18 protein-coding genes are annotated in these 21,108 nt (G+C 70.1%); 10 read left to right on the top strand and 8 right to left on the bottom strand.

Annotated elements, in window-relative coordinates; all coding sequences use genetic code 11:
- The first annotated feature begins 128 nt into the window (after positions 1 to 128).
- From ACFC1W_RS08230 to ACFC1W_RS08220, 3 genes are read left to right on the top strand one after another with little or no spacing between them, the layout of a single operon-like run.
- Entirely contained in the window at positions 129 to 1,469 is a 1,341-nt protein-coding gene (locus tag ACFC1W_RS08230) for an ABC transporter substrate-binding protein (protein ID WP_375990852.1), read from the top strand.
- Entirely contained in the window at positions 1,466 to 2,377 is a 912-nt protein-coding gene (locus ACFC1W_RS08225; RefSeq protein WP_375990849.1) for a carbohydrate ABC transporter permease, read from the top strand. The genes ACFC1W_RS08230 and ACFC1W_RS08225 overlap by 4 nt, the downstream gene beginning before the upstream one ends.
- Positions 2,374 to 3,201 (top strand): carbohydrate ABC transporter permease, encoded by an 828-nt coding sequence (locus tag ACFC1W_RS08220; RefSeq protein WP_375990847.1) that lies wholly within the window; start codon positions 2,374 to 2,376, stop codon positions 3,199 to 3,201. The genes ACFC1W_RS08225 and ACFC1W_RS08220 overlap by 4 nt, the downstream gene beginning before the upstream one ends.
- Here ACFC1W_RS08220 and ACFC1W_RS08215 read toward each other — a convergent pair.
- A complete protein-coding gene (locus tag ACFC1W_RS08215; protein ID WP_375990845.1) occupies positions 3,188 to 4,228 on the bottom strand; it encodes a LacI family DNA-binding transcriptional regulator in 1,041 nt (346 codons plus the stop codon). The genes ACFC1W_RS08220 and ACFC1W_RS08215 overlap by 14 nt on opposite strands.
- A gap of 164 nt (positions 4,229 to 4,392) precedes the next feature.
- Between ACFC1W_RS08215 and ACFC1W_RS08210 the strand changes: the two genes are divergently transcribed.
- Positions 4,393 to 5,388 carry a LacI family DNA-binding transcriptional regulator gene (locus tag ACFC1W_RS08210; RefSeq protein ID WP_375990842.1) on the top strand — a complete coding sequence of 332 codons (996 nt, stop codon included), beginning with the start codon at positions 4,393 to 4,395 and terminating at the stop codon, positions 5,386 to 5,388.
- A gap of 101 nt (positions 5,389 to 5,489) precedes the next feature.
- Here the strand turns inward: ACFC1W_RS08210 and ACFC1W_RS08205 are convergent, their stop codons facing one another.
- The 3 genes from ACFC1W_RS08205 to ACFC1W_RS08195 form a co-directional block, all read right to left on the bottom strand.
- Positions 5,490 to 8,426: an immunoglobulin-like domain-containing protein gene (locus ACFC1W_RS08205; RefSeq protein WP_375990840.1), complete on the bottom strand. Its 2,937-nt coding sequence runs from the start codon at positions 8,424 to 8,426 to the stop codon at positions 5,490 to 5,492.
- A gap of 268 nt (positions 8,427 to 8,694) precedes the next feature.
- On the bottom strand, positions 8,695 to 10,347 hold the full coding sequence (locus ACFC1W_RS08200) for an FAD-dependent oxidoreductase (protein WP_375990837.1): 1,653 nt from the start codon (positions 10,345 to 10,347) through the stop codon (positions 8,695 to 8,697).
- A 105-nt stretch (positions 10,348 to 10,452) separates the two neighbouring features.
- Positions 10,453 to 11,367: an NAD(P)/FAD-dependent oxidoreductase gene (locus ACFC1W_RS08195; protein WP_375990833.1), complete on the bottom strand. Its 915-nt coding sequence runs from the start codon at positions 11,365 to 11,367 to the stop codon at positions 10,453 to 10,455.
- A gap of 76 nt (positions 11,368 to 11,443) precedes the next feature.
- On the opposite strand from ACFC1W_RS08195, the gene ACFC1W_RS08190 reads away from it, so the two are divergent.
- Together ACFC1W_RS08190 and ACFC1W_RS08185 are read left to right on the top strand one after the other, a co-directional pair.
- The gene (locus ACFC1W_RS08190) at positions 11,444 to 12,034 is read left to right on the top strand and encodes a helix-turn-helix domain-containing protein (protein ID WP_375990832.1); all 591 of its coding nucleotides are present in this window, start codon (positions 11,444 to 11,446) and stop codon (positions 12,032 to 12,034) included.
- Positions 12,035 to 12,174: 140 nt separating this feature from the next.
- A complete protein-coding gene (locus tag ACFC1W_RS08185) occupies positions 12,175 to 14,931 on the top strand; it encodes a LuxR C-terminal-related transcriptional regulator (RefSeq protein WP_375990829.1) in 2,757 nt (918 codons plus the stop codon).
- A 54-nt stretch (positions 14,932 to 14,985) separates the two neighbouring features.
- Here the strand turns inward: ACFC1W_RS08185 and ACFC1W_RS08180 are convergent, their stop codons facing one another.
- The 4 genes from ACFC1W_RS08180 to ACFC1W_RS08165 form a co-directional block, all read right to left on the bottom strand.
- Positions 14,986 to 15,231 (bottom strand): hypothetical protein, encoded by a 246-nt coding sequence (locus ACFC1W_RS08180; protein WP_375990827.1) that lies wholly within the window; start codon positions 15,229 to 15,231, stop codon positions 14,986 to 14,988.
- A complete protein-coding gene (locus tag ACFC1W_RS08175; protein ID WP_375990825.1) occupies positions 15,228 to 15,848 on the bottom strand; it encodes a DUF2306 domain-containing protein in 621 nt (206 codons plus the stop codon). The genes ACFC1W_RS08180 and ACFC1W_RS08175 overlap by 4 nt, the downstream gene beginning before the upstream one ends.
- A gap of 46 nt (positions 15,849 to 15,894) precedes the next feature.
- The gene (locus ACFC1W_RS08170; protein WP_375990824.1) at positions 15,895 to 16,932 is read right to left on the bottom strand and encodes an NAD(P)-dependent alcohol dehydrogenase; all 1,038 of its coding nucleotides are present in this window, start codon (positions 16,930 to 16,932) and stop codon (positions 15,895 to 15,897) included.
- 131 nt (positions 16,933 to 17,063) lie between these two features.
- Positions 17,064 to 17,519: a MarR family winged helix-turn-helix transcriptional regulator gene (locus ACFC1W_RS08165; protein ID WP_375990821.1), complete on the bottom strand. Its 456-nt coding sequence runs from the start codon at positions 17,517 to 17,519 to the stop codon at positions 17,064 to 17,066.
- A 93-nt stretch (positions 17,520 to 17,612) separates the two neighbouring features.
- Here ACFC1W_RS08165 and ACFC1W_RS08160 point away from each other — a divergent pair, with 93 nt between their 5' ends.
- The 4 genes from ACFC1W_RS08160 to ACFC1W_RS08145 are packed head-to-tail and all read left to right on the top strand — an operon-like array spanning position 17,613 to position 21,105.
- Positions 17,613 to 18,530: an SDR family oxidoreductase gene (locus ACFC1W_RS08160; protein WP_375990818.1), complete on the top strand. Its 918-nt coding sequence runs from the start codon at positions 17,613 to 17,615 to the stop codon at positions 18,528 to 18,530.
- Complete coding sequence (locus ACFC1W_RS08155) at positions 18,527 to 19,417, top strand: amidohydrolase family protein (RefSeq protein WP_375990815.1); 891 nt, start codon at positions 18,527 to 18,529, stop codon at positions 19,415 to 19,417. The genes ACFC1W_RS08160 and ACFC1W_RS08155 overlap by 4 nt, the downstream gene beginning before the upstream one ends.
- Before the next feature lies 1 nt (position 19,418).
- A complete protein-coding gene (locus ACFC1W_RS08150) occupies positions 19,419 to 20,609 on the top strand; it encodes an acyl-CoA dehydrogenase family protein (RefSeq protein WP_375990813.1) in 1,191 nt (396 codons plus the stop codon).
- A gap of 43 nt (positions 20,610 to 20,652) precedes the next feature.
- On the top strand, positions 20,653 to 21,105 hold the full coding sequence (locus tag ACFC1W_RS08145; RefSeq protein ID WP_375990811.1) for a MaoC family dehydratase: 453 nt from the start codon (positions 20,653 to 20,655) through the stop codon (positions 21,103 to 21,105).
- Positions 21,106 to 21,108: the final 3 nt, after the last annotated feature.

The raw sequence follows: 21,108 nt of genomic DNA, 5'->3' as shown, positions 1-21,108 counted from the left end.
CGCATGTTAGCGGTCACAGCGACCCATGACAATACCCAGTTGTTCGCGCTATCAAAGTCGTGCATGATCGAGGGAAGCCACGAGCGGCGCCCGTTCCCGTCGATCCCGCTCGACGCGAAGGAGCGTGCATGGTCAGCATCGGATTCCGCGCGCGCCGCCGCCTGGGGCGGTCGACACGCGGTCGCATCGCCGTGCCCGTGCGCGCCGTCTCCGCGCTCGCCGTCGCGGGTTCGCTGCTGCTCGGCGGCTGCGCGGCCGCCCCTTCCGACGGACCGATGACCTTCTGGTCGTTCACGGGGATCCAGCAGGGCGAACAGGTCGAGGGGTACCTCGAAACGCATCCGGGCGCCCGCATCGAACTCAGCGAAGTGGGCACCTCGGCCGAGACAGCCGACGCACTGACGGCGGCGCTCGCCGCAGGTCACGCGCCCGACCTGGTGCTGATCCAGGGCGACGATCTCCCGCGCTTCCTCGATGCCGAGGACCACTTCGTCGACTTGAGGGACTTCGGCGGCGACGACGTGGGCGGCGAGTACCTCGATTGGGCACGGGATGCCGCGACCACGGCCGGCGGGAAGGTGATCGGCGTCCCCACCGACGTCGGCGGCATGGCGCTCGCGTACCGCGCGGACCTCTTCGCGGCGGCGGGATTGCCCACCGACCCGGAGGAGGTGGCCGCGCTCTGGCCGACCTGGGAGAACTTCGTCGAGACCGGCATCCGATTCTCGGCGCGGTCCGACGTCGCGTTCGTCGACAACGTCTCGACCACCGTCTTCGTCAACGCCGCCAACCAGCTGCCCGTGAAGTATTACGGCGACGACGGCGAGCTCGTCCACACGTCGAACGCGGGGCTCGAGCGCGCCTTCGACGTGGCGCTGCGCGCCCATGAGGCCGGCATCGGCGCCGGCGCCGCCGCGTTCACACCGGGCTGGTCGGCGGCCATGGCCCGCGGCGACTTCGCCGTGATGCCGGCGCCGTCATGGATGCTCCGCGTGATCAGGTCGACCGCACCCGACTCGCATGGCGCGTGGCGGATCACGTCGGTTCCCGGTGTCGCGGGGAATTGGGGCGGCAGCTATCTCGCGATCCCGGCCGGGGCGCAGCATCCCGAAGCCGCATGGGACTACATCGCCGCGACCCAGGCCCCCCGAGCACAGCTCGAGCACTTCGAATCGGGCGGTCCGCTGCCCGCCTCCCGGGATCCGTACCTCCAGGACGCCTTCGCCTCATACGGTGACGACTTCTTCGGACCGTCGCGGATCGGCGAGGTGCTCACCCGATCGATCGTCGACATGCCGGCGGTGCGCCAGGGACCGGCGTCCACCACCGTCGACACCGCCTTCGTGCAGACGCTCGCCGCCGTCGAGCAGGGCTCCATCCGACCCGCGACCGCGTGGCGCTCCGCCCTCGATGCCATCGCCGTCGCTCTGCCGCCGTCGGCCGCGACCGACGTCGCGGACGACCGTTGATCGACCGACCTCGCCTGAGGTGGGTCTCCCGGTGGGACGCCGCGGCGCCCTACCTCTTCCTCGCGCCGTTCGCCCTGGTCTTCGCGGTGTTCACGGTGCTGCCCTCGGTGGCCACGTTCGTGCTCGCGTGGTGGCAGTGGGACCCGCTCGGCGCGCGCACGTGGGTCGGCGCCGCCAACTTCGAGCGCCTCGCCGCCGACCCGCGGTTCTGGACCGCGACGACCAATACCCTCGCCATCGCCGCCGCGGCGACGATCATGCAGGTGGGCATCGCCCTCGGGCTCGCTCATCTCATCCATCGGGTTGCCGGTCGGGCGGTGGGAGCTGTGCGGGTCTCCCTGCTCGTCCCGTTCGTGACGTCGGGCGCGGCGGTCACGATCCTCGTCGCGCAGCTGCTGGACCGGGACTACGGGTCCGTGAACCGCCTGCTGCACGCGGTCGGGCACCCGCACGTGGATGTGCTGGCGCAGCCGTGGGGAGCGTGGGCCGTGGTCACCGGCATCGTGGTCTGGCGCACCTTCGGGTTCACGACGCTGCTGATGCTCGCCGTGCTCAGCGCCACGCCGCGGGATGTGTTCCGGGCGGCGGAGCTGGACGGCGCCGGAGGGTGGGCTCAGTTCCGCCACCTCTCTCTCCCCCTGCTCGGGCCCGTCATCGCGTTCAGCGTGGTCACCTCCGTCACCGGGGCGCTGCAGCTCTTCACCGAGCCTCTCCTGCTGGACCCCACCGGCGTCACCTGCGGTCCAGCGCGCCAGTGCCAGACCCTCGCGCTGCTCGTCTACGAGGTCGGGTTCCGCGATTTCCAGTTCGGATACGCGGCGGCAGTGGCCACCGCGGTGTTCGCGATCGCCGGCGCGGCCGTCGGCGCTGCGCTGGTCGTCGGCCGTCGCCTGGGGTGGACGACGTGACCCGTTCCGCGCGGATCGAGGTCACCGTCGTGGTGGCCGCGGCGATCGTGTGCTGGCTGCCGATCTGGTTCATGGTGGTGGTCGCCTCGCGCGACTCGGCGTCGGCGACGACGTTTCCTCCGCCGCTCCTCCCGGGTGGATCGCTCGTCGACAACGTCGGAACGGTCCTCGCGGCCGTGTCCTTCGGCCGGGCGCTGGTGAACTCCGTCATCGTCGCGGGATGCGTCGCGGTGGGCGGTGCGCTGGCGTGCGCGCTGGCGGGCTTCGCCTTCGCGAAGCTGAGCTTCCCCGGTCGACGCCCGCTGTTCGTGGTCGTGCTGCTCGGTCTGACGCTGCCCGTGCAGCTCGCGGTGATCCCGCAGTATCTGCTCGTCTCCGCGTTCGGCTGGGTCGATTCGCTCACGGCGCTGATCGTCCCGGCGCTCGCGAGCGCCTTCGGGGTCTTCTGGATGCGCCAGTACATCGTGGCGACGCTGCCGGACGAGCTCCTCGATGCCGCCGCATTGGATGGCTGCGGCACCGTGCGGACATTCCGCCACGTCGCCTGGCCCCTCGTCAGGCCGGGAGCAGCGGTCCTCGCCGGCATCCTGTTCGTCACCACGTGGAGCGACTTCATGTGGCCGTTCATCGTGTTGCGCTCTCCCGGCGGGCAGACCGTCCAGGTCGTGCTTCGCGCGCTGCAGGGCGAGTACGGCGTCGACTACGCCCTGGTGTTCACGGGTGCACTGCTCGCGACGGCGCCGATGATCTTGATGCTCGTCGTTGCGGGACGGCGCATCACGCGTGACGGGATCGCTCGCGCCCCGGGGATCACACGCCGCTGAGCATCGATCGCTCTCCTCGGGCGCCGTCGTGGACCGGCGCGGTGCTCTGTCGCGCGACGAGCCCCGCACGAGCCTGCACCTCGGACGCGAGTTCGTCGTCCGCCGCCAGGAGACGTGCGACGACGGTCGCGGCGAGTTCGTCCGTGCGCGACGAGACGGCGGTGAGCGGCACTGCTGCATGACGCGCGTCGGCGTGGTCCTCGAGACTCACGATGCTGAGATCCCCCGGCATCCGCACGCCACGCATTCGCAGCCCCCTCACTGCGCCCAGCGCGAACGAGACCGTGGGCGCGAGCAGCGCGGTGCAGTCGGCGAAGGCTCCGGCATCCTGCCCGAGACGGAACCCTGCGTCGGCGTCGGCGCCTGCTCCCTCGATCGACCGGAGCCGGACACCCCGGACACCCGGGATACCGCTCCCGGCGTCGGCGGGGCGTGCCGTATCCGGGCACGCGAGCGCGATCCGGCGGTGGCCGAGCCCGGCCAGGTGCTCCACGGCCACGGCGACCCGGGCCGGCGAGTCGGGCCCGAGCGCGAGCATCCTGTGCCGTCCTGCCCTCGGCACCTCCGCATGGGTCGTCTCGGCCAGCGACCTCAGTCGCTCACGCGCGAGCGGGTCGGCCACGATGAGCACGATCCCCGCCGTGCCGGGCTCACCGATGCGCGCGGCCGCGCTCGCGCGCGAACGCTCGTCGGCAGGGTCGACATCGACGATCGTCAGAGCAAGTCCGGCCCGATGCGCCTCTCGGGCGACGGCGTCGACGAGCAGCCCCGACTCGCGCCATCCCTCCGCTGCCACCAGCGCCACGAGCTGAGGACGCACGCGGCCGGCGAGGGTGCGCGCCGACGCATTCGGCTCGTACCCCATCCGCCCGGCGATCTCGAGCACGCGTCGCCGCGTGGCCTCGGTCATGCCGTCCTGCCCGTTCACCGCTCTCGACACCGTCGTGTGCGAGACGCCGGCCAGCCGTGCGATGTCGTAGATCGTCGGCGGATGATGCCGCGCCAGCTCCTGCTCGACCGCCGTCATGCTCACTCCGGACGGAACCGCGCAGGCAACGGGCGGCGCGACCGGCCGCCGTCTGTCCGCCGTGGGACGCGAGACGCGGCTAGAGTCGCAAGGTACCTCGGCACCGACCCGAACAGACCCGGATGCAACCACCGTCCCCTTCTCACGCGAAACCGCATGTCACGATGCAGGATGTCGCGGACAGAGCCGGCGTCTCGGCGCAGACGGTGTCGAACGTGATCAACGGCCGCACCGAGCGCGTCGGCGCCGAGACCATCGACCGCGTGACCCGAGTGATCGATGAGCTGGGATACCGGCTCAATCAGAGTGCCCGCTCGCTCCGGAAGGGGCGGACCGGGATCGTCGGCCTCGGACTCCCGGTGCTCGCCTCCGAGTACTACAGCGAGCTTGCCGAACGCCTGTCGGTGCGATTCGCCGAGCGCGGCATCCGACTCGTCGCCGAGAACACGGGCGGCGCGATGGCTGCCGAGGTCGAATCCCTCGCGGCATCCCACCTCGAGACCTATGACGGCTTCATCCTCGCGGTCGCAGCGAGTGAGTCGGTCGATCTGAACCGTCTGCTGCCCACCAAGCCCATCGTGCTGCTCGGCGAGCGTGCGCTGTCCAGCCGATTCGACCACGTGCTGATGGACAACGTCGCGGGCGCGCGCACGGCGACCGGACACCTCCTGGATCGGGGGTCGGAGTCGCTGGTCGCACTCGGCGGCGATCGATCGGGTCCGGAATCGGTGCAGACGCTGCGCACGCGCGGCTTCGACGAGGCCCACCGGGAACGCGGCCTCGAGGCGCACCCGGACCGGGTCGTGAACGGCGGTCTCGACATGGCCGACGGGTACCGAGAGGTGAGCGCCCTGCTCGACCGCGGCGTCGGGTTCGACGGGATCTTCGCCCTCACCGACTCGTGCGCGCACGGCGCGCTCCGCGCGCTCGCCGACCGTCGGGTCCGCGTTCCGGCCGACGTTCAGGTCGTGGGATTCGACAACGTCCGGGCGAGCGCCTATACGACTCCGCGCCTGACGACGATCGAGCCCGGCAACGACGAGATGGCCGACGAGATCGTCCGCGTCATGATGGCGCGGCTGCAGGCGGGCGCCGCGGCCGGCGAGCTGCATCGCAGCACGGCGCACGCCCGGCTCGTGGTGCGCGAGAGCACACGCTAGAGCTTCCGCAGGGCCGGTCCGGCCGGCGATGTCGCCAATCCGCCACTGTCGGCGGGCGTGCCGGTGGGGGGCCGCAGGACGCGACCCCCCACCGACTCGGGTCACCCTGTGCAGGACGCCGCTCCGTACTCGACGTCGTACACGGACTGCTCGCGATCGTCTCCGTCGCCGGCCGACACGGTCACTGTGACAGATCCGGCCGGGATGTCCGCCGCACGGGTCGTGAACACCGACGAATGCGTCTTGCCCGCGACCACGGCGCCGATCTGCTTCGCACCGAAGTCCGAGCCGATCTGCGCGGCGATCTTGCGCTCGTCGTCGTTGGTGACGGAGACCGTCAGCAGGACCTTCCCGCCCACGCAGCGGGACGACACGGCGACCGAGGCCGCCACGGCGGGGAGCACCTCGAACGACGCCGTCGCCTCGGAGGCGAGCAGGATGTCGAACCCGAGGAACTCGGCCTTCACGGTCTGCGCGCCCTCAGCGAGGTCCGCGGGGAGCGTCGCCGACGCCTCGCCGTCCTCGAGGTAGACGGTCTCGGACCAGTCGCCGAGGCTGAACCGCACCTGGCCGCCGGTCTCGAAGCCGTCGGCGGCCGACACGGATGCCGTCACGACGGTGCTGTCGCCCGCGCGGACGTCGTCCGCCGAGACCTCGACCGTGGTGGCGACGTCCTCGTTGGGGATGCCGCGGATGCTGTTCCACTCGCGCAGGGTGATCGGGATCACCGTGCCGTGACGCGGACGCGGGACGCCGGCGTTGGTCATCGTGATCGTCTTCGCCTGCCACGTCTGCGCCTCGATGTTCGCCTCGCACGCCGCCTGGTATCCGCCGCCGTTCGTGTAGCGGTCTCCCCACAGGTAGAACTGGCCGGGGCACGCGGTGTCACCGGGGTTGGCCTTGAAGATCACCGGGCCCTCGTAGCCGGCGTTCGACTGCCACGTCGTGCGACCGAGCGCCGGGGCGATGAGCTCCCACGCGTTGATGTCGCTGTCGAGGAAGTCGGTGTGCTTCTCCGAGAAGATGTCCGACCCGGCGTTGCCCGCCTCGTTCTTCGTCACGCGGTAGTACTCGTCGCCGACCTTGATCGCGGTGGTGTCGATACGCGACTGCGGAGCCGGGTTCTGCCACACCTTGGGCTCGGAGAACGTCTGGAAGTCGCGCGTGATGTTGTACCACATCTGCGCGTTCCCCTGACCGGTGCGGTTGATCGGGTCGTTCCACAGCGACTGCGCCCAGAACACCGCGTAGGCGCCGATCTCGTCGACCCAGAGCGACTCCGGAGCGAACGCGTTGCCGGCGTTGTCGGGCGCCACCTTGACGTGACGCTGAGGCGTCCAGTTGACCAGGTCGTTCGACTCGAACACCTCGATGTACTGCGTGTCGTTGATCGCGTACCCGCCCTGGTCGTACCAGTTGAGGTCGGTGGCGATCATGTAGAACGTGTCGCCGTCGGGCGAGCGGACGATGTGCGGGTCACGCAGACCCTGATCGCCGAGCTGCGAGACGAGCGACGGCCAGCCCCCGGTGAGGCCGGTCCAGTCCAGCGCGGTGTTGCCGTTGGACGTCGCGAACATGATCTGCTCACCGTCCGCGATGCCCTCGCCCTTGAAGTAGCCGAGGAAGTACCGCTCGTTCTCCTCCTCGCGGGGCAGTGGCTTCACGACGACGTCGAAGGTCTTCTCGACCTCGGCGTCGCCCTTGGCGACGGTCGCGGTGAGCGTCACGTCGACCTCGGCGTGGCCGTACGCGGGGCGCGTGACCACACCGGTCGGCGAGACGGCGTCGGAGTCGGACTCCCACGTGATCTCCGAGCCCCATCGTCCGGCGTCGGGCAGTGTGATGTTGCCGCGCACGTTGTCGGTCTCGTAGAGCTCGAGGTCGAGCGCGTCGCGGTCGACCGAGTGTCCGTCATCGAACTCGGCCGGGACGGTCACCTGGATCTCGCGGACGGCGACGGACTCCGTGCCCTTGCGCAGGGTGGCGGTGAGCGTGGCGGTCGCGTCGGGCTCGCCGAGCGCCGGGCGCGTGATCACACCGCGGATCGGCACCTTGCGAGCGCTGTTCACGGCGGGCGGGTTCACCACCTCGACCACGGCCGGGTCGGACGACGCCCACGTGATCGCCGAACCGGCGACGCCACCGAGCTTGGGCAGCTCGAGGTTCTCGACGATCGCGCTCGTGAGTCCGAGGTCGATGGCCGCGGCATCCGCTTCCACGCCCTCGTCATTGCCCTGCGCCGCACGCTGCGCGACCTCGGCTCCGCTCAGGCCGCGGTCGTACACGCGGAAGTCCGACAGCGTGCCACGGAACGAATAGTTGCCGGGCACCTGCGAACGCGCGAGGAAGTTGCAGTTCGTCCCTGCGGCGTTGACCGACGGGGGCGTGGTGATCGTCGCGGACTGCGCGTGCTGCACGCCGTCGACGAACAGGGTGCCGGTCCACGAGGTGCCGTTGGCGTTCGGCGTCTGCGTGTAGGTGATGTGCTTCCAGACGCCCTCGGGCAGGCGCACGCGGTTCTGCTGCACGTTGACGTTGCCCGCGGCCACGCGCAGGCGCTGCGTGTTCGACGAGAACAGCTGGCCCTGCTGGCCGGTGGTGGCCTCGCACGACGCCTTGTTGCCGAGGCTCCAGATCTGGTGCTCGCCGACGTTGGCGGGGTCGATCCAGATGTCGTAGTCGACGGTGATCGCCTGCATGCCGGCGGTCAGGTCGTTCGGCAGCCGCACGTACGCGCCGGAGAGGGCGTCGGCGTAGTCGTCGGGATTGAACCGGATGCCGCGGCCGTCCCGCGCCGCGTTGTCGGGGTTCACCAGCGTGGCGTCGGCTGCCGCACCGGCCGTGCCGGTGTTGGCGACGCGCGTGCCCGTCGTCTCGTCGAGGAGGAACTGGTGGACGAGACCGTCGACGACATCTTCGTAGACGGGCTCCGCAGCCGCGGGTGTGGCGGCGATGACGCCGACGCACAGAGCCGCCGCAGCGGTCAGCGCGGTGACGCGACCCCTGCGTCGGTGTCGGGTGGGGGCGGGATGGGCCATGGAGCACTCCTTCGTGCGATCGTCGGACGAGTGTGGTCCGCCGCGAGAGCTGGGGCTCGGACGGCGGCAGACCGAGGTTTATCCATCAACCTCGGTCTGCTTCGCATGTTAGCGGTCACACTACGGGTTGCCAAGAGGCAATGGCTGACCGAGCTGAGGCGTGCCCGCGCTCCGAGCACGCCAGACGTCACATCTGCGCCGAGACGACGTGTGCGAGGTGACGTTTCGGCGCGGATACGACGTCTCGACGGCGTACCCGCGCCGGGCGTCACACTCGGACGGGGTCGGGCGTGCGAGCGGCGACGCCCGCGGCCCAGGTGCGGTAGCCGCCGTCCAGGTTGCGGGTGTCACGGCCGTGCTGGGAGAGGATGCGCGCGGCGGTGTGTCCGCGCTGTCCGACCTGGCAGTGCACGATGAGCGGGCCGTCGGGCAGTTCATGCAGACGTTCGCGCAGATCGTCGACCGGGATGTTGATCGCGCCGGGGATCGCACCGGCGGCGTGCTCCGCGGGGGTGCGGACGTCGATCAGGGTGGCGCCGCCGCCGAGCGCGTCGTCGAGCTCGTGCCATTGGATGCTCGAGGTCGTGCCCGCGCGCAGGTTGTCGGCGACGTAGCCGAGCTGATTGACGGGGTCCTTCGCGGAGCCGAACTGCGGCGCGTACGCCAGTTCCAGGCGCGCGAGCCCAGACGCCGTGATGCCGCCCGCCATCGCGACGGCGATGACGTCGATGCGCTTGTCGACGCCCTCCCCTCCGACGATCTGCGCGCCGAGGATGGCGTCGGTGACCGGCTCCACCAGCAGCTTGATCGACATCGACTCCGCGCCCGGATAGTAGGTGGCGTGAGACGCGGGATGGGTGTGGATGACCCGGTGCGCCCGGCCGGCGGCGGCGAGCTGCCGCTCGCTCCAGCCGGTCTTCGCTGCAACCACGTCGAAGATCTTCACGATCGCGGTTCCCCATGCCGGCGTGTTCCGTTCGTCGCGCCCGACGATCACGTCGGCGACGGAGCGGCCGTGCCGGTTGGCGAGGCCGGCCATCGTCACCAGGGCGGGCTCGCCCGAGATCGCGTCGATCTTCTCGATGCCGTCCCCCACGGCGTAGATGTGGGGGTCGCTGGTGCGGTTTCGCCCGTCGACCGCGATCCCTCCGGTGGGTCCCAGCCGCAGACCGGCGGTGCGGGCGAGGTCGACGTTGGGGACCACGCCGGACGCGTCGATGATGAAGCTCGGCCGCACGCCGGTGCCGTCCGCGAGGAGAACGTCGCCGCCCTCGATGCTCTCGATCGTGACGGACGTGCGCACGTCGACGCCGTGGCGGCGCAGCTCCGTTTCGATCGGGCTGGTCATCTCGGGGTCGAGCGGGCTGAGGATGTGCGGGCCCCGCTGGATGAGGGTGGTGTGGATGCGGCGGCGCACGAGATTCTCGACCGCCTCCAGCCCGATGAACCCGCCGCCCACCACGAGTGCGGACGGGTGATCGGACACGGAGCCGACGAGTTCGTCGATCGCGTCGACGTCTTCGACGGTGCGCAGCGTGTGGGTGGGGATGCCGGAGTCGCCGGTCGCCGCCCGCGCGGAGGCGCCGACCGCCAGGATCAGCTCGTCGTAGGTCTCGACCGAGACATCGCCGCTGCCGAGCTCGAGCACGGTGATGGTCTTCCCCGCTGGGTCGATGCTGACGACCTCATGGCCGGTGCGCACATCGAGCCGGAAGCGAGCCGCCAGCGACGCCGGGGTCTGCAGCAGCAGAGAGCCGCGGTCGCGGATCACGCCGCCCACGTAGTACGGCAGGCCGCAGTTCGCGTAGGAGACGTACGGTCCGCGCTCGAACACCACGATCTCCGCTGCCTCGTCCAGGCGCCGCAGCCGTGTCGCCGCCGACATCCCCCCGGCGACACCGCCGACGATGACCGTCTTCATGTGGACTCCTCGCAGGGGTGGTTCGGTATACCCCTATGGGTATCGTACTATACCCCCGGTAGTATCCGCATGTCCGCTGCAGCGGCGGGGCTGCGGGTTCGACGTTCAGCGAGCCCGTGACGTCGCGAGCGCGTGAGCGATCTCTTCCTCGACGAGATCGGTGTTGATCGCGATCGCAGCCGCGGACCCCTGCCCTGCAGCGGTGATGACCTGCGCGCGCGGGTCGGCGGCGTTGCCTGCGACATAGACCCCGGGACGACTCGTCCGGCCTGCGGCATCGTGACGCACCCAGCCGCGCTCGTCCATCTCGCAGCCGAGAGAGATCAGCAACCCGCCGTTGGGGATGAGCCTCGGCCGCACGAACACCGCGGAGCGGGGCACGACAGTGCCGTTCACGAGTTCGACGCCTCGCAGCCGGTCGTCCTCGACGACGAGACGCGCCACGGCCCCAGGAATCGTCGTCACTCCGCGTGCGGCGAGCGCCTCTTCCTGCTCGGCCGTCAGCGTGTCCGTATGGGAGAAGTGAACGACGTCGTCCGACCACTGCCGAAGCAGCAGCGCGTGCGCCACCGCGTCCGGGGTGCCGCCGAGAACGCCGATGGGCTCGTCCTGGACCTCATATCCGTGGCAGTACGGGCAGTGCAGGACGTCTCTCCCCCACCGTTCCGAGACGCCGGGGACCAGGGGCACCTCGTCCGAGAGTCCGGTTGAGATCAGGATGATGCGTGCGGTGAGCGCCGTGCCATCCGACAGCCGAGCCGTGAATCCGGGCGCGATGTCCACCACCTCGCCGTCGATCAGAGTCGCGCCGTAGTCAGTGATCTCCGCACGACCGCGCGACAGCAGCGCTGAAGGAGCCATGCCCTCACGGGAGAGGTACCCGTGCATGTGCGCAGCCGGCGCGTTGCGCGGCGCGCCGGAGTCGACCACCGCCACCGAGCGACGCGCGCGAAGGAGGACCAGCGCAGCGGTCAGGCCCGCGGCGCCGCCGCCGACGATGATGACGTCGTAGTTGTTCATGACGCCAGCCTCAGGGGTACACCGGACTGAGAGCAAAATCTGTTGCCGTTTCTGGGACAAGCCAGCACACTGAGGTGTGGGTGAATCTGCGCGCATCGATGCCGCCCTGGACGCGGTGGGCCCCCGGTTGAGGTGGCTGCGCGGGCAACGGGGTCTCACGCTGACGGCACTGTCCGAAGCTACGGGGATCTCCAAGAGCACTCTGTCGCGGCTGGAGACAGGTCAACGCCGACCCAGCCTCGAGTTGCTGCTTCCCCTCGCCCAGGCGTATCGGGTGCCTCTGGACGAACTGGTCGGAGCACCGGACGTCGGCGATCCGCGGGTTCGGCTGAAGCCTCGGCGCGTTCGTGGACGCGTGGTCGTGCCTCTGACTCCCCAGCCGGGTCCGGTGCAGGCATGGAAGATCCTGATTCCCGGCAGCCAGACCACCCCGCAGCCACGCACTCATGAGGGTTACGAGTGGCTGTACGTGCTGAGCGGGCGGATGCGCTTGATCCTGGGCACTCACGACCTGACGCTGGAGTCCGGCGAAGTCGCCGAGTTCAACACGCACGTGGCGCACTGGTTCGGAAGCGCCGACGGCCGGCCCGCTGAGGTGCTCAGCCTGTTCGGGCGCCAGGGCGAGCGCGCCCATGTCCGAACCGACCGGACGCAGCGCGCGGACTGACGTTGCCCTGCGAACGATCTCGCGACAGCATGAGTCTGCCTCCTTCTGACGCGATCGCCTGCCCGAGCACGGCGGCGTCAGCGGGGTCGAGCGCTGGAACCCGCCCGGACACCGGCGGTGGACGCGAGGGGAATCGCTGAATGGAGAAGGCTCCGCTCTCGTCGCCGATTCTCGAGACGAAGCTCTTCCGCCCCAAGACTCGACGGCAGACCGTGGCACGGCCACGATTGCTGACGACCTTGGACCGCGGGATCGAAGGCCGCCTGACGCTCGTCTCGGCGCCGGCCGGCTTCGGCAAGTCCACTCTGCTCGGCGCGTGGATCGCCGATGTCGCGGCGCGCGAGGACGGCGATCACGCGGTGGCGTGGCTCTCACTCGACAGCAGCGACAACGACCCCGCGTCGTTCTGGACCTACGTGATCGCCGCACTGCGCACCGTCGTTCCGGATGTCGGCGGTGAGGCGCTGACATCGATCGAGGCGCCCGGCTCCCCCTCCCCGCAGTCGCTGCTGACGGCTCTGCTGAACGAGGTGGCGGGACTGGAGAAGGAGATCATCCTCCTCGTCGACGACTACCACCTCATCGAGGCGCGTCAGGTCCACGAGGGCGTGACGTTCCTGATCGACAACCTGCCCCCGAACTTTCACGTCATCCTCGCGTGTCGCTCCGACCCCCCGCTGCCGCTCGCGCGCTTGCGGGCACGCGGCGACCTCGTCGAGGTCCGCGCCGCCGACCTCCGCTTCAGCGCGGATGAGGCCACGGAGTACCTCACGCAGGCGATGGCCCTGCAGCTCACCGCGCAGGAGGTGGCGACCCTGGGCGAGCGGACGGAGGGCTGGATCGCCGCTCTGCAGCTGGCGGCCCTCTCGATGCGGGGACGGGACGACCTCGCGGACTTCGTGGCGGGGTTCGCCGGCGACGACCGCTACGTCGTCGATTACCTCGCCGAAGAGGTCCTCCAGAGCCAGCCGGCCGAGACGCGGACCTTCCTGCTGCAGACCTCGATCCTCCCGCGGATGAGCGCAGCGCTGGCGGCTGCGGTCACCGGACGCAGCGACAGCGGCGCCATGCTGGAAGCACTCGACCGCGCCAATCTGTTTCTCGTTCCGCTCGACGATCGCCGCCGCTGGTTCCGATATCACCACCTTTTCGCCGAGGTGCTGCAGGCGAGGCTGGCCGACGAACGGCCCGACCAGGTGCTCGTCCTCCATCGACGGGCGAGCACGTGGCACGCTCAGCGCGGTGAGCTGGACGCCGCTGTGCATCATGCCCTCGCTGCGCCGGATCACGATCTCGCGGCGCAGCTCATCGAGGAGGCCCTGCCGTCGATGGGTCGCGATCGGCGGGAAGCCACACTCCGGACCTGGTTGGAGGCGCTCCCCGAGGAGGTCTTCCGCAGCCGGCCGGTGCTCAGCCTCGGGTTTGCGGGGGCGCTGCTCTCCACGGGCGAGGTGGAGGGGGTGAACGCCCGCCTGCGGGACGCCGAGCGCTGGGTGAACGCATCCGCCGCGACCGAACTGAGCGGGAGCGGTCCGCCACTGGCGGTCGACGAAGAAGAACTCCGTCGCCTGCCCGGCTCGATCGCGATCTACCGCTCGGGTCTTGCGCTCGCGCAAGGGGACGCCACCGCAACCGTGGATCACGCCCGTCGCGCACTCCTCCTTCTCGACGCGGAAGACGAGTATCGGCGCGGTGCCGCGGCTGCCCTGGAGGGGCTCGCCCTGTGGGGCAGCGGAGATCTGAACGGCGCGTTCGAGGGCTATTCGTCGTCGGTGGCCAGTTTCAGGCGCTCCGGTCACATCGCCGACGTGCTCGGCTGCACGGTCACCCTTGCGGACATCCGGCTCACCCAGGGCCGACTGGGTGACGCCCTCTCGCACTATGAGGCGGCGCTGGAGTTGGCCCTCGCACAGTCATCGCAGGTTCGCCGCGGCATCCCGGACATGCATGTCGGTATCGCCACGATCCTGTGCGAGCGAGGCGAGCTGGAAGCCGCCGGCAGTCACCTGGACCAGGCTCTCGCGCTCGGCGACTCGGCGGGGCTGCCGAAGTATCGGTACCGATCGCGGCTCGCGATGGCTCAACTGCGACAAGCCCGCGGAGACCTCGCCACCGCCGCCGAACTCGTGGATGAGGCTGAGCGGTTCTTCGTGACGGACATGGCGCCCCTCGTTCGACCGGTCCCTGCTGCGCGGGCGCGGATGTGGGTGCATCAGGGCAGGACCGCGGATGCTGTCGCCTGGGCTCACGAGTCGGGACTGTCCCCCGCCGACGAGCTCAGCTATGCGCGCGAGTACGAGCACATCACCCTCGCTCGGATCCTGGTCTCGCAGGCTGGCCGGCGCGGCGGCCGGCCTGACCTCGACGATGCGCTCGCGCTGCTCACGCGGTTGCGCCTTGCAGCGGGGGAAGGAGGCAGGACGGGCAGCGTCATCGAGATCCTGGTCCTGCAGTCCCTGGCCCACCGGGCACACGGCGACCTGCCATCGGCGGTCGACTCGCTCACGGAAGCGTTGCGGCTCGCCGAAGGGGAAGGCTATGCGCGGGTCTTCCTGGACGAGGGCGCGGCCCTGAGCGCGCTGCTCGAAGCGGTGGCCGCGGATGATCCCGTGCGAGACTACGCGTCGCAGCTGCTGCGGATGGCGCGGGGCCCGGAGCGGGCACCGGCGGCGGCAGACCGGGTCGCGGTGCTCGCCGAGCCGCTGAGCGAGCGCGAGCGCGAGGTGCTCCGCATGCTCGCTACCGAGCTGAGCGGACCGGAGATCGCCCGGCTGCTCGTGGTGTCGGTGAACACCCTCCGGACGCATACGCAGAGGATCTATACGAAGCTCGGCGTCAACAACCGCAGGTCCGCTGTCCTCAGGGCGCGGGAGCTGGGCGAACTGCCCGGCCGGTGATGGCCGCGTTCCGATCGTGCCGCGTCGCCGCGCACACGGCCTGACAACAGCCCGTCACTTGCCCTGGCCTGATTCACGCACCGCGTGGACGGAGAGCAGAACCACGCCGAGGTCGCGAATCCTGTTCAGGATGCCGTGCAGTGCAGCCTGGTCGGCGATGCGGCCTCGCAGCGTCGTCGTCCCGTCGGGCTCGCGCGTGAGTGCGAGCCCGCCGAGCCACTCGGCCCATCTGTCCTCGATGTGGCGCCCGATGCGCAGTTCGTAGTCGACGGGCCGATCGTTCGCCGCGCACCCGTTCATCGACCGACCACCGCGAGATCGGCAGCCGGACGAGCGACGCTCCGAGGCGCTCGACGGATCACCCATTCGGCGACGGCGACGTTGATCGCCCATCCGCCGGCGTTCAGCAGGGCGACGCCGACCTGACCGGTTCCGATCAGCGCCTCACCGAAGCCGAGAGTGAACAGTTGAGTCGCAGCGCCGAGCCCGATCGCGTACGCACGGATCATCCACGCCCGGTGCCGGCGCAGACGACGACGCAGGACGGCGACGACACCGAGCGCGATGAAGACACCCATTCCGACTGCGGCGACCAGCCGAAAGGCGAAGAGCAGTGTCCCGTCATCCTCGAGCGCAGCGAAGGCGAGCCAGACACCCGAGGCAGCCGCGAGGACCGAGCCGACGACGGCCAGCCGGCCGGCGACACGGTGCCAGGCGGGTCGCCGGCTGCGCAGGCTCACGGAGAACTGGAGTGCGCCGAGGACGACGAACACCGTCGCTCCGACGACGTGAGCCATCACCGGCAGCGACACCCCGCCCGCGCCCCCTGCGGCAGAAGCGGCAGAACCGGCATCTCCGGAGGCTTCGGCCAGTCGGCGCACGGCATTCGCGAGGAGGGGCAGAAGTCCGAATGCCATGAGCCCCACCGGAAGAAGCCTGGCCCGCATCCCCACCCGTGACGTCTCACTCATGGCGGGGACCGCTCTCGCGTGCCGCCCGGGCGAACGTCGACGCCGGGTGTGCGGGCTCGGGCGCTACGGCGACGACGACGCTTCCGCGCTTGCGGCCGGTGTCGACGTAGCGATGGGCCGCGACGATCGCGTCCAGCGGATACTCACGATCGATAACGGGTGCGATGTCGCCGATCTGCGCCAGATGCATGACGTGCTGCAGGTCAGCAGCCCGGTACTCGCCGGGACCCGTCACGACGGTGATCCCGAATCTCCGAGCATCCCGCTTCGCGCGGAGGAGCGACCGGAGATCAGCGGCCACCAAGAGCACCGCGCCGCCCGGGTTCAGGATTCCCCGGACCCGGTCTACGGGGGCGTTTCCGACACAGTCGACGATCACGTCGTAGCTGACGTCGTCCGCGGCGAAGTCCTGCACGCTGTAGTCGATGGTTCGCGACGCACCGAGACGCGTCGCCAGCTCGTGATTGGATGCGCTGCACACGGCGGTCACCTGGGCCCCGACCGCGCTCGCGAGCTGCACGGCGGCAGTGCCGACCGCCCCGGAGGCACCGTTGACGAGCACGGTCGTTCCTGCGGTGATCGCAGCCTGGTTGAGGTAGGCCTGAGCGGTGATGCCTCCGAAGACGAGGCTCGCAGCCTCTGCGAAGCTGAGCTCGCCGGGCTTGTGGACTACCGCATCCGTCGACGTGACGACGGCGTACTCGGCGTGCCCCCCGAAGCTGCTCCCCAGCATCGCCACCACCTCATCGCCGGGTGCGAACCCCGTGACGCCCTGGCCCATGCGTTCGACCACGCCGGCCACCTCCATGCCGAGCACCCGGCGACGCGGCCGGAAGAACCCGAGAACGAGCGAGGACGGCAGCCTCAGCCCCGCCGGGATGTCCCTGGAGCGCGACCGGTGGTCGGCGGCGCTCACGGTCGTCGCGTGGACGCGAACGAGGATCTCGCCGCGTTTCGGCTCGAGGTCGGTGATCTCCTCGATCCGGACGACGTCGGGCCCGCCGAATCGACGGTAGACAGCAGCTTTCATGACCTTCTCCTCCAGGTGGTGAGCGACGTGCGCTCTTCATCTGTCGAGCAAGGTATGGATCGATGTGATGACGCGGCATCACCACATGTGGTGATCTTCGGTGCGGATGACCGGAGCTGCCCGCCCCGGCTTCACTCCTCGGGGAAGGCGAGAGTGCGCAGCAGCCGCATGAGGGTCTCGCGGTCGTCGGGGGCGAGCTCCGCGTGCACGCGCTCTTCGGCGGAGCGAGCGGCCTCGCGCGCACGCACGGCGAGGTCGCGACCGGCGTCCGTGGCCACCACGACGTTCGCACGCCGATCGGCGGGATCCGGCTTCCGCTCCACCAGACCGCGCGACTGCAGCTCGTCGACGAGGGTCACGACCTGGCTCGGATCGAGCCGGAGGAACTCGGCGAGCTCGCGCTGGGACGGGCGGGCATCACCCGCCGCCAGGACGAGCACCGAGTATGAGCGTGCTTTCAGCCCGTGGGCGGCGAGCGCACCGTTTCCCTCGGTGAGGGAGATCGCGTTCGCCCTTGCCAGCAGGAAGCTCAGGTCGTCTGTCAGCGTGGACGACCTGAGGCCCACGGCATCGACGGACTTCGGCATGACGTCGATGCTAGCGGAGGTGATGGAGAAACAGAATGATTGACTTTTTCAACAGTCCGCACTTCAATGGAGTCCGACACGAAGGAGTCACCAATGTCGCTGCAAGGCAAAGTCGCCATCGTCACCGGCTCGGGTCGCGGCCTCGGTCTGGCGTACGCCCAGGAGCTCGCCCGGCTGGGCGCAGCGGTCGTCATCAACGACGTCGACGAGGCGACAGCGGCCGAAGCGGTCGCCTCGATCGAGGCTGCGGGCGGTCGCGCGGTCGCCGTCGCCGCCCCGGTCGGCTCCACCGAGACCGCGAAGCGACTCGTGCAGACGGCGGTCGACACGTTCGGACGACTCGACATCCTCGTCACCAACGCGGGAGTGCTTCGCGACACGGTGCTGTGGAAGATGAGCGACGACGACTTCGACACCGTCATCAACGTGCACCTGCGCGGCACGTTCACGTGCGTGCGCGAGGCGGCCACCTGGATGCGCGAGAACCAGGTCGCCGGTCGCATCATCTGCATCGGGTCCCCCACCGGTCAGCGCGGCAACTTCGGCCAGACCAACTACGCCGCCGCGAAGGCCGGCATCGTCGGCATGGTGCGCACCTGGGCGCTCGAGCTCAAGAAGGCCGGCATCACCGCCAATGCCGTCATCCCGGTCGCCGCCACCGCGATGACCGCGACGGTTCCGTACTTCGCCGCCGCCGTCGAAGCCGAAGCGGCCGGCGAGCCGATGCCGGCGTTCTTCCGCCACGACCTCGGCTTCGGCACGTCGGACGACGTCGCCGGGCTCATCGCCTACCTCGCATCGGATGCCGCGGCCGGCGTCACCGGTCAGGCGATCGGCATCGGCGGCGACCGCCTGCAGCTGTGGTCGCACCCCGAGCCCGTCGCCACCGCGTACCATGACGGCGGCTGGTCGTACGACGACCTCGTCGCGGGGTTCGCCTCCGCCGCAGGCGACCTGCAGAGCGTCGGCGAGAAGTTCCCGCCGCTTCCCGAGGAGCTCCAGCGGCCATGACGCGCTACGAGCCGCGGATCGACCTCGACGCGATCACCGCGATCGACGTGCACGTGCACATCGAGGTCGACGCCCACGGTCACGCGTCGCTCCCCGCCGACATCGCCGAGGCCGCGTCGGCGTACTTCCGCGCCGACGGGCCCCGTCCCGACCTCGAGTCGATCGCGGACTACTATCGCGAGCGCAAGATGGCCGCCGTCGTGTTCACCGTCGACGCGCACACCCAGCTCGGCCACCCCGCCCTCTCGAGTGCCGAGATCGCCGAGGGCGCGGCGCGCAACAGCGACGTGCTGATCCCCTTCGGCTCGGTCGACCCGCGCGCGGGCGCCGACGCGGTCGACCGCGCACGGCGCCTCATCGACGAGAACGGCGTGCGGGGGTTCAAGTTCCACCCGACGGTGCAGGGGTTCGACCCGTCCGACGAGGCGCACTTCCCCCTCTACGAGGTGCTGCAGGACGCCGGTGTGGTCGCCCTGTTCCACACCGGCCAGACCGGCATCGGCGCGGGCATGCGCGGAGGGCGGGGCTTCCTGCTCGGACTCTCGAACCCCATGCTTCTCGACCCCGTCGCCGCTCGGTTCCCCGACCTGCAGTTCATCATGGCGCATCCGTCCGTGCCCTGGCAGGACGAAGCCCTCGCCGTCGCGACGCACAAGCACAACACGTGGATCGACCTGTCGGGGTGGAGCCCCACCTACTTCCCAGAATCGCTCGTGCGCGCCGCGAACTCGTACCTCAAGAAGCGCGTGCTGTTCGGGTCGGACTTCCCGCTGCTCACCCCCGACCGGTGGATGAAGGATGCCGGCTCCGCCGCGTCGTTCAAACCCGAGGTGATGCCGGGCATCCTGAAGCACAACGCGGCCCGGCTACTCGGACTCGGCGGTTGACGTGCCGGCGCTCGAAGCCGAGGCGACCTTCGGGTTCGACCCGTATGCGGTGGCGGCCGATCACCTGAGCCCCGCCGCGCAGTCGGCGCTCGGGCGGCTGCAGGACACGCTGGACCGCAGCATCCGCCCCCTGCTCGCCGACGCCTGGGAGACGGCGACCATGCCCGGCGCGGTGTTGGACGCGCTCATCCCCCTCGACCTGATGCAGCCGCGCGGAGTGGATGCCTCGGAAGCGGCGTCGAGCATGTTCTCGGGCTTTCGCAACTACGTACTGGCGCGCACCGACGTCTCGGTCGCCACGCTCTACAACGCGCAGTCGGGCCTCTTCCGCACCGCTGTCCGCCTGGGCGGGTCAGCGGAGCAGGCCGCCCGGCTCGACCCGCTCGTGCGCTCGTTCGAGCTGCGGGGCGTGTTCGCCCTCACCGAGCCGGAGCACGGCTCGGACATCGCCGGGGGGCTAGCCACCACTGCACACCGCGACGGCGACGAGTGGGTGCTCGACGGGCGGAAGAAGTGGATCGGCGGCGCGGCCGGGTCCGACGTCCTGGTCGTCTTCGCCCGCGACGTCGACGACGAGGCGGTCAAGGCCTTCCTCGTACCGACCGGATCGCCCGGGGTGCGCCTGCAGCCGATCGGCGGCAAGATCGCGCTGCGCCCCATGCAGAACGCCCTCATCACCCTCGACGACGTGCGGGTGGGCGAGGAGTCGAGGCTGCAGAACGTGGATGGATGGCACGACGTGTCGCGGATCCTCGGCGCGATGCGCGCGGACGTCGCGTGGATCGCCGCCGGACTTCAGGCCGGCGCACTCGATGCGGCCGTGCGCTACGTCCGCGAGCGGCGCCAGTTCGACCGTCCGCTCGGCGGGTTCCAGCTCGTCCAGGAGAAGCTCGCCCGCATGCTCGGCAACACCGTCGCGTCGCTGTCGATGGTCGCCGCACTCTCGAGCGCCCAGGACCGCGGCGTGTTCGCCGACGTCAACTCGGCACTCGCGAAGCTGCAGACCGCGCGCCTGGCGCGGGAGACCGTCGCGCTCGCCCGGGAAGTGGCCGGCGGCAACGGGATCCTCCTCGAACACGACGTCGCCCGGTTCTTCGCCGATGCCGAGGCCGTGTACTCGTACGAGGGCACGCACGAGATCAACGCCCTCATCGTGGGCCGCGCCCTGACGGGCACGGCAGCCTTCACCTGACCCTCGCACCACAAGCCTGACCCGGCACTCAGAAGGAGAAACCATGACCACCACCGTCGCCTACGAAGACATTCCGAGCCTCGCCGGGACCGACCTCGGCTGGACCGAATGGCTCGAGGTCACGCAGGACCGCGTGAACCTCTTCGCCGACGCCACCGACGACCACCAGTGGATCCACGTCGATCCCGAGCGAGCCGCCGAGGGTCCGTTCGGCGGCGCGATCGCCCACGGGTTCCTGTCGCTCTCGCTCACGGTCAAGTTCTGGTCGGAGCTCTTCGACGCCACCGGGGTCACCACGCGCGTCAACTACGGCCTCGACAAGGTGCGGTTCGTCTCACCGGTCAAGGTCGGCGCCCGCGTGCGGATGAACGCCGTCATCGATGAGGTCACCGAAGTGCGCGGCGGATACCAGTTCGCCGTCGACCAGACGATCGAGATCGAGGGCGCCGACAAGCCGGCCGTCGTCGCCCGCGGTCTGTACCGCTTCTACGCCTGACCT

The organism is Microbacterium sp. NPDC056003 (genome assembly GCF_042274785.1).
GTDB lineage: Bacteria > Actinomycetota > Actinomycetes > Actinomycetales > Microbacteriaceae > Microbacterium.
The sequence above is the reverse complement of the archived record's forward strand: the minus strand, read 5'-3'. Positions and strand labels throughout refer to the sequence as shown.

What these genes read in the sequence shown, in the direction of transcription:
- ACFC1W_RS08230 (WP_375990852.1), top strand. Translation starts at nt 129, where the DNA reads ATGGTCAGCATCGGATTCCGCGCGCGCCGCCGCCTGGGGCGGTCGACA.
- ACFC1W_RS08215 (WP_375990845.1), bottom strand. Translation starts at nt 4,228, where the DNA reads ATGACGGCGGTCGAGCAGGAGCTGGCGCGGCATCATCCGCCGACGATC.
- ACFC1W_RS08210 (WP_375990842.1), top strand. Translation starts at nt 4,393, where the DNA reads ATGCAGGATGTCGCGGACAGAGCCGGCGTCTCGGCGCAGACGGTGTCG.
- ACFC1W_RS08205 (WP_375990840.1), bottom strand. Translation starts at nt 8,426, where the DNA reads ATGGCCCATCCCGCCCCCACCCGACACCGACGCAGGGGTCGCGTCACC.
- ACFC1W_RS08200 (WP_375990837.1), bottom strand. Translation starts at nt 10,347, where the DNA reads ATGAAGACGGTCATCGTCGGCGGTGTCGCCGGGGGGATGTCGGCGGCG.
- ACFC1W_RS08195 (WP_375990833.1), bottom strand. Translation starts at nt 11,367, where the DNA reads ATGAACAACTACGACGTCATCATCGTCGGCGGCGGCGCCGCGGGCCTG.
- ACFC1W_RS08185 (WP_375990829.1), top strand. Translation starts at nt 12,175, where the DNA reads ATGGAGAAGGCTCCGCTCTCGTCGCCGATTCTCGAGACGAAGCTCTTC.
- ACFC1W_RS08180 (WP_375990827.1), bottom strand. Translation starts at nt 15,231, where the DNA reads ATGAACGGGTGCGCGGCGAACGATCGGCCCGTCGACTACGAACTGCGC.
- ACFC1W_RS08175 (WP_375990825.1), bottom strand. Translation starts at nt 15,848, where the DNA reads ATGGCATTCGGACTTCTGCCCCTCCTCGCGAATGCCGTGCGCCGACTG.
- ACFC1W_RS08170 (WP_375990824.1), bottom strand. Translation starts at nt 16,932, where the DNA reads ATGAAAGCTGCTGTCTACCGTCGATTCGGCGGGCCCGACGTCGTCCGG.
- ACFC1W_RS08165 (WP_375990821.1), bottom strand. Translation starts at nt 17,519, where the DNA reads ATGCCGAAGTCCGTCGATGCCGTGGGCCTCAGGTCGTCCACGCTGACA.
- ACFC1W_RS08160 (WP_375990818.1), top strand. Translation starts at nt 17,613, where the DNA reads ATGTCGCTGCAAGGCAAAGTCGCCATCGTCACCGGCTCGGGTCGCGGC.
- ACFC1W_RS08155 (WP_375990815.1), top strand. Translation starts at nt 18,527, where the DNA reads ATGACGCGCTACGAGCCGCGGATCGACCTCGACGCGATCACCGCGATC.
- ACFC1W_RS08145 (WP_375990811.1), top strand. Translation starts at nt 20,653, where the DNA reads ATGACCACCACCGTCGCCTACGAAGACATTCCGAGCCTCGCCGGGACC.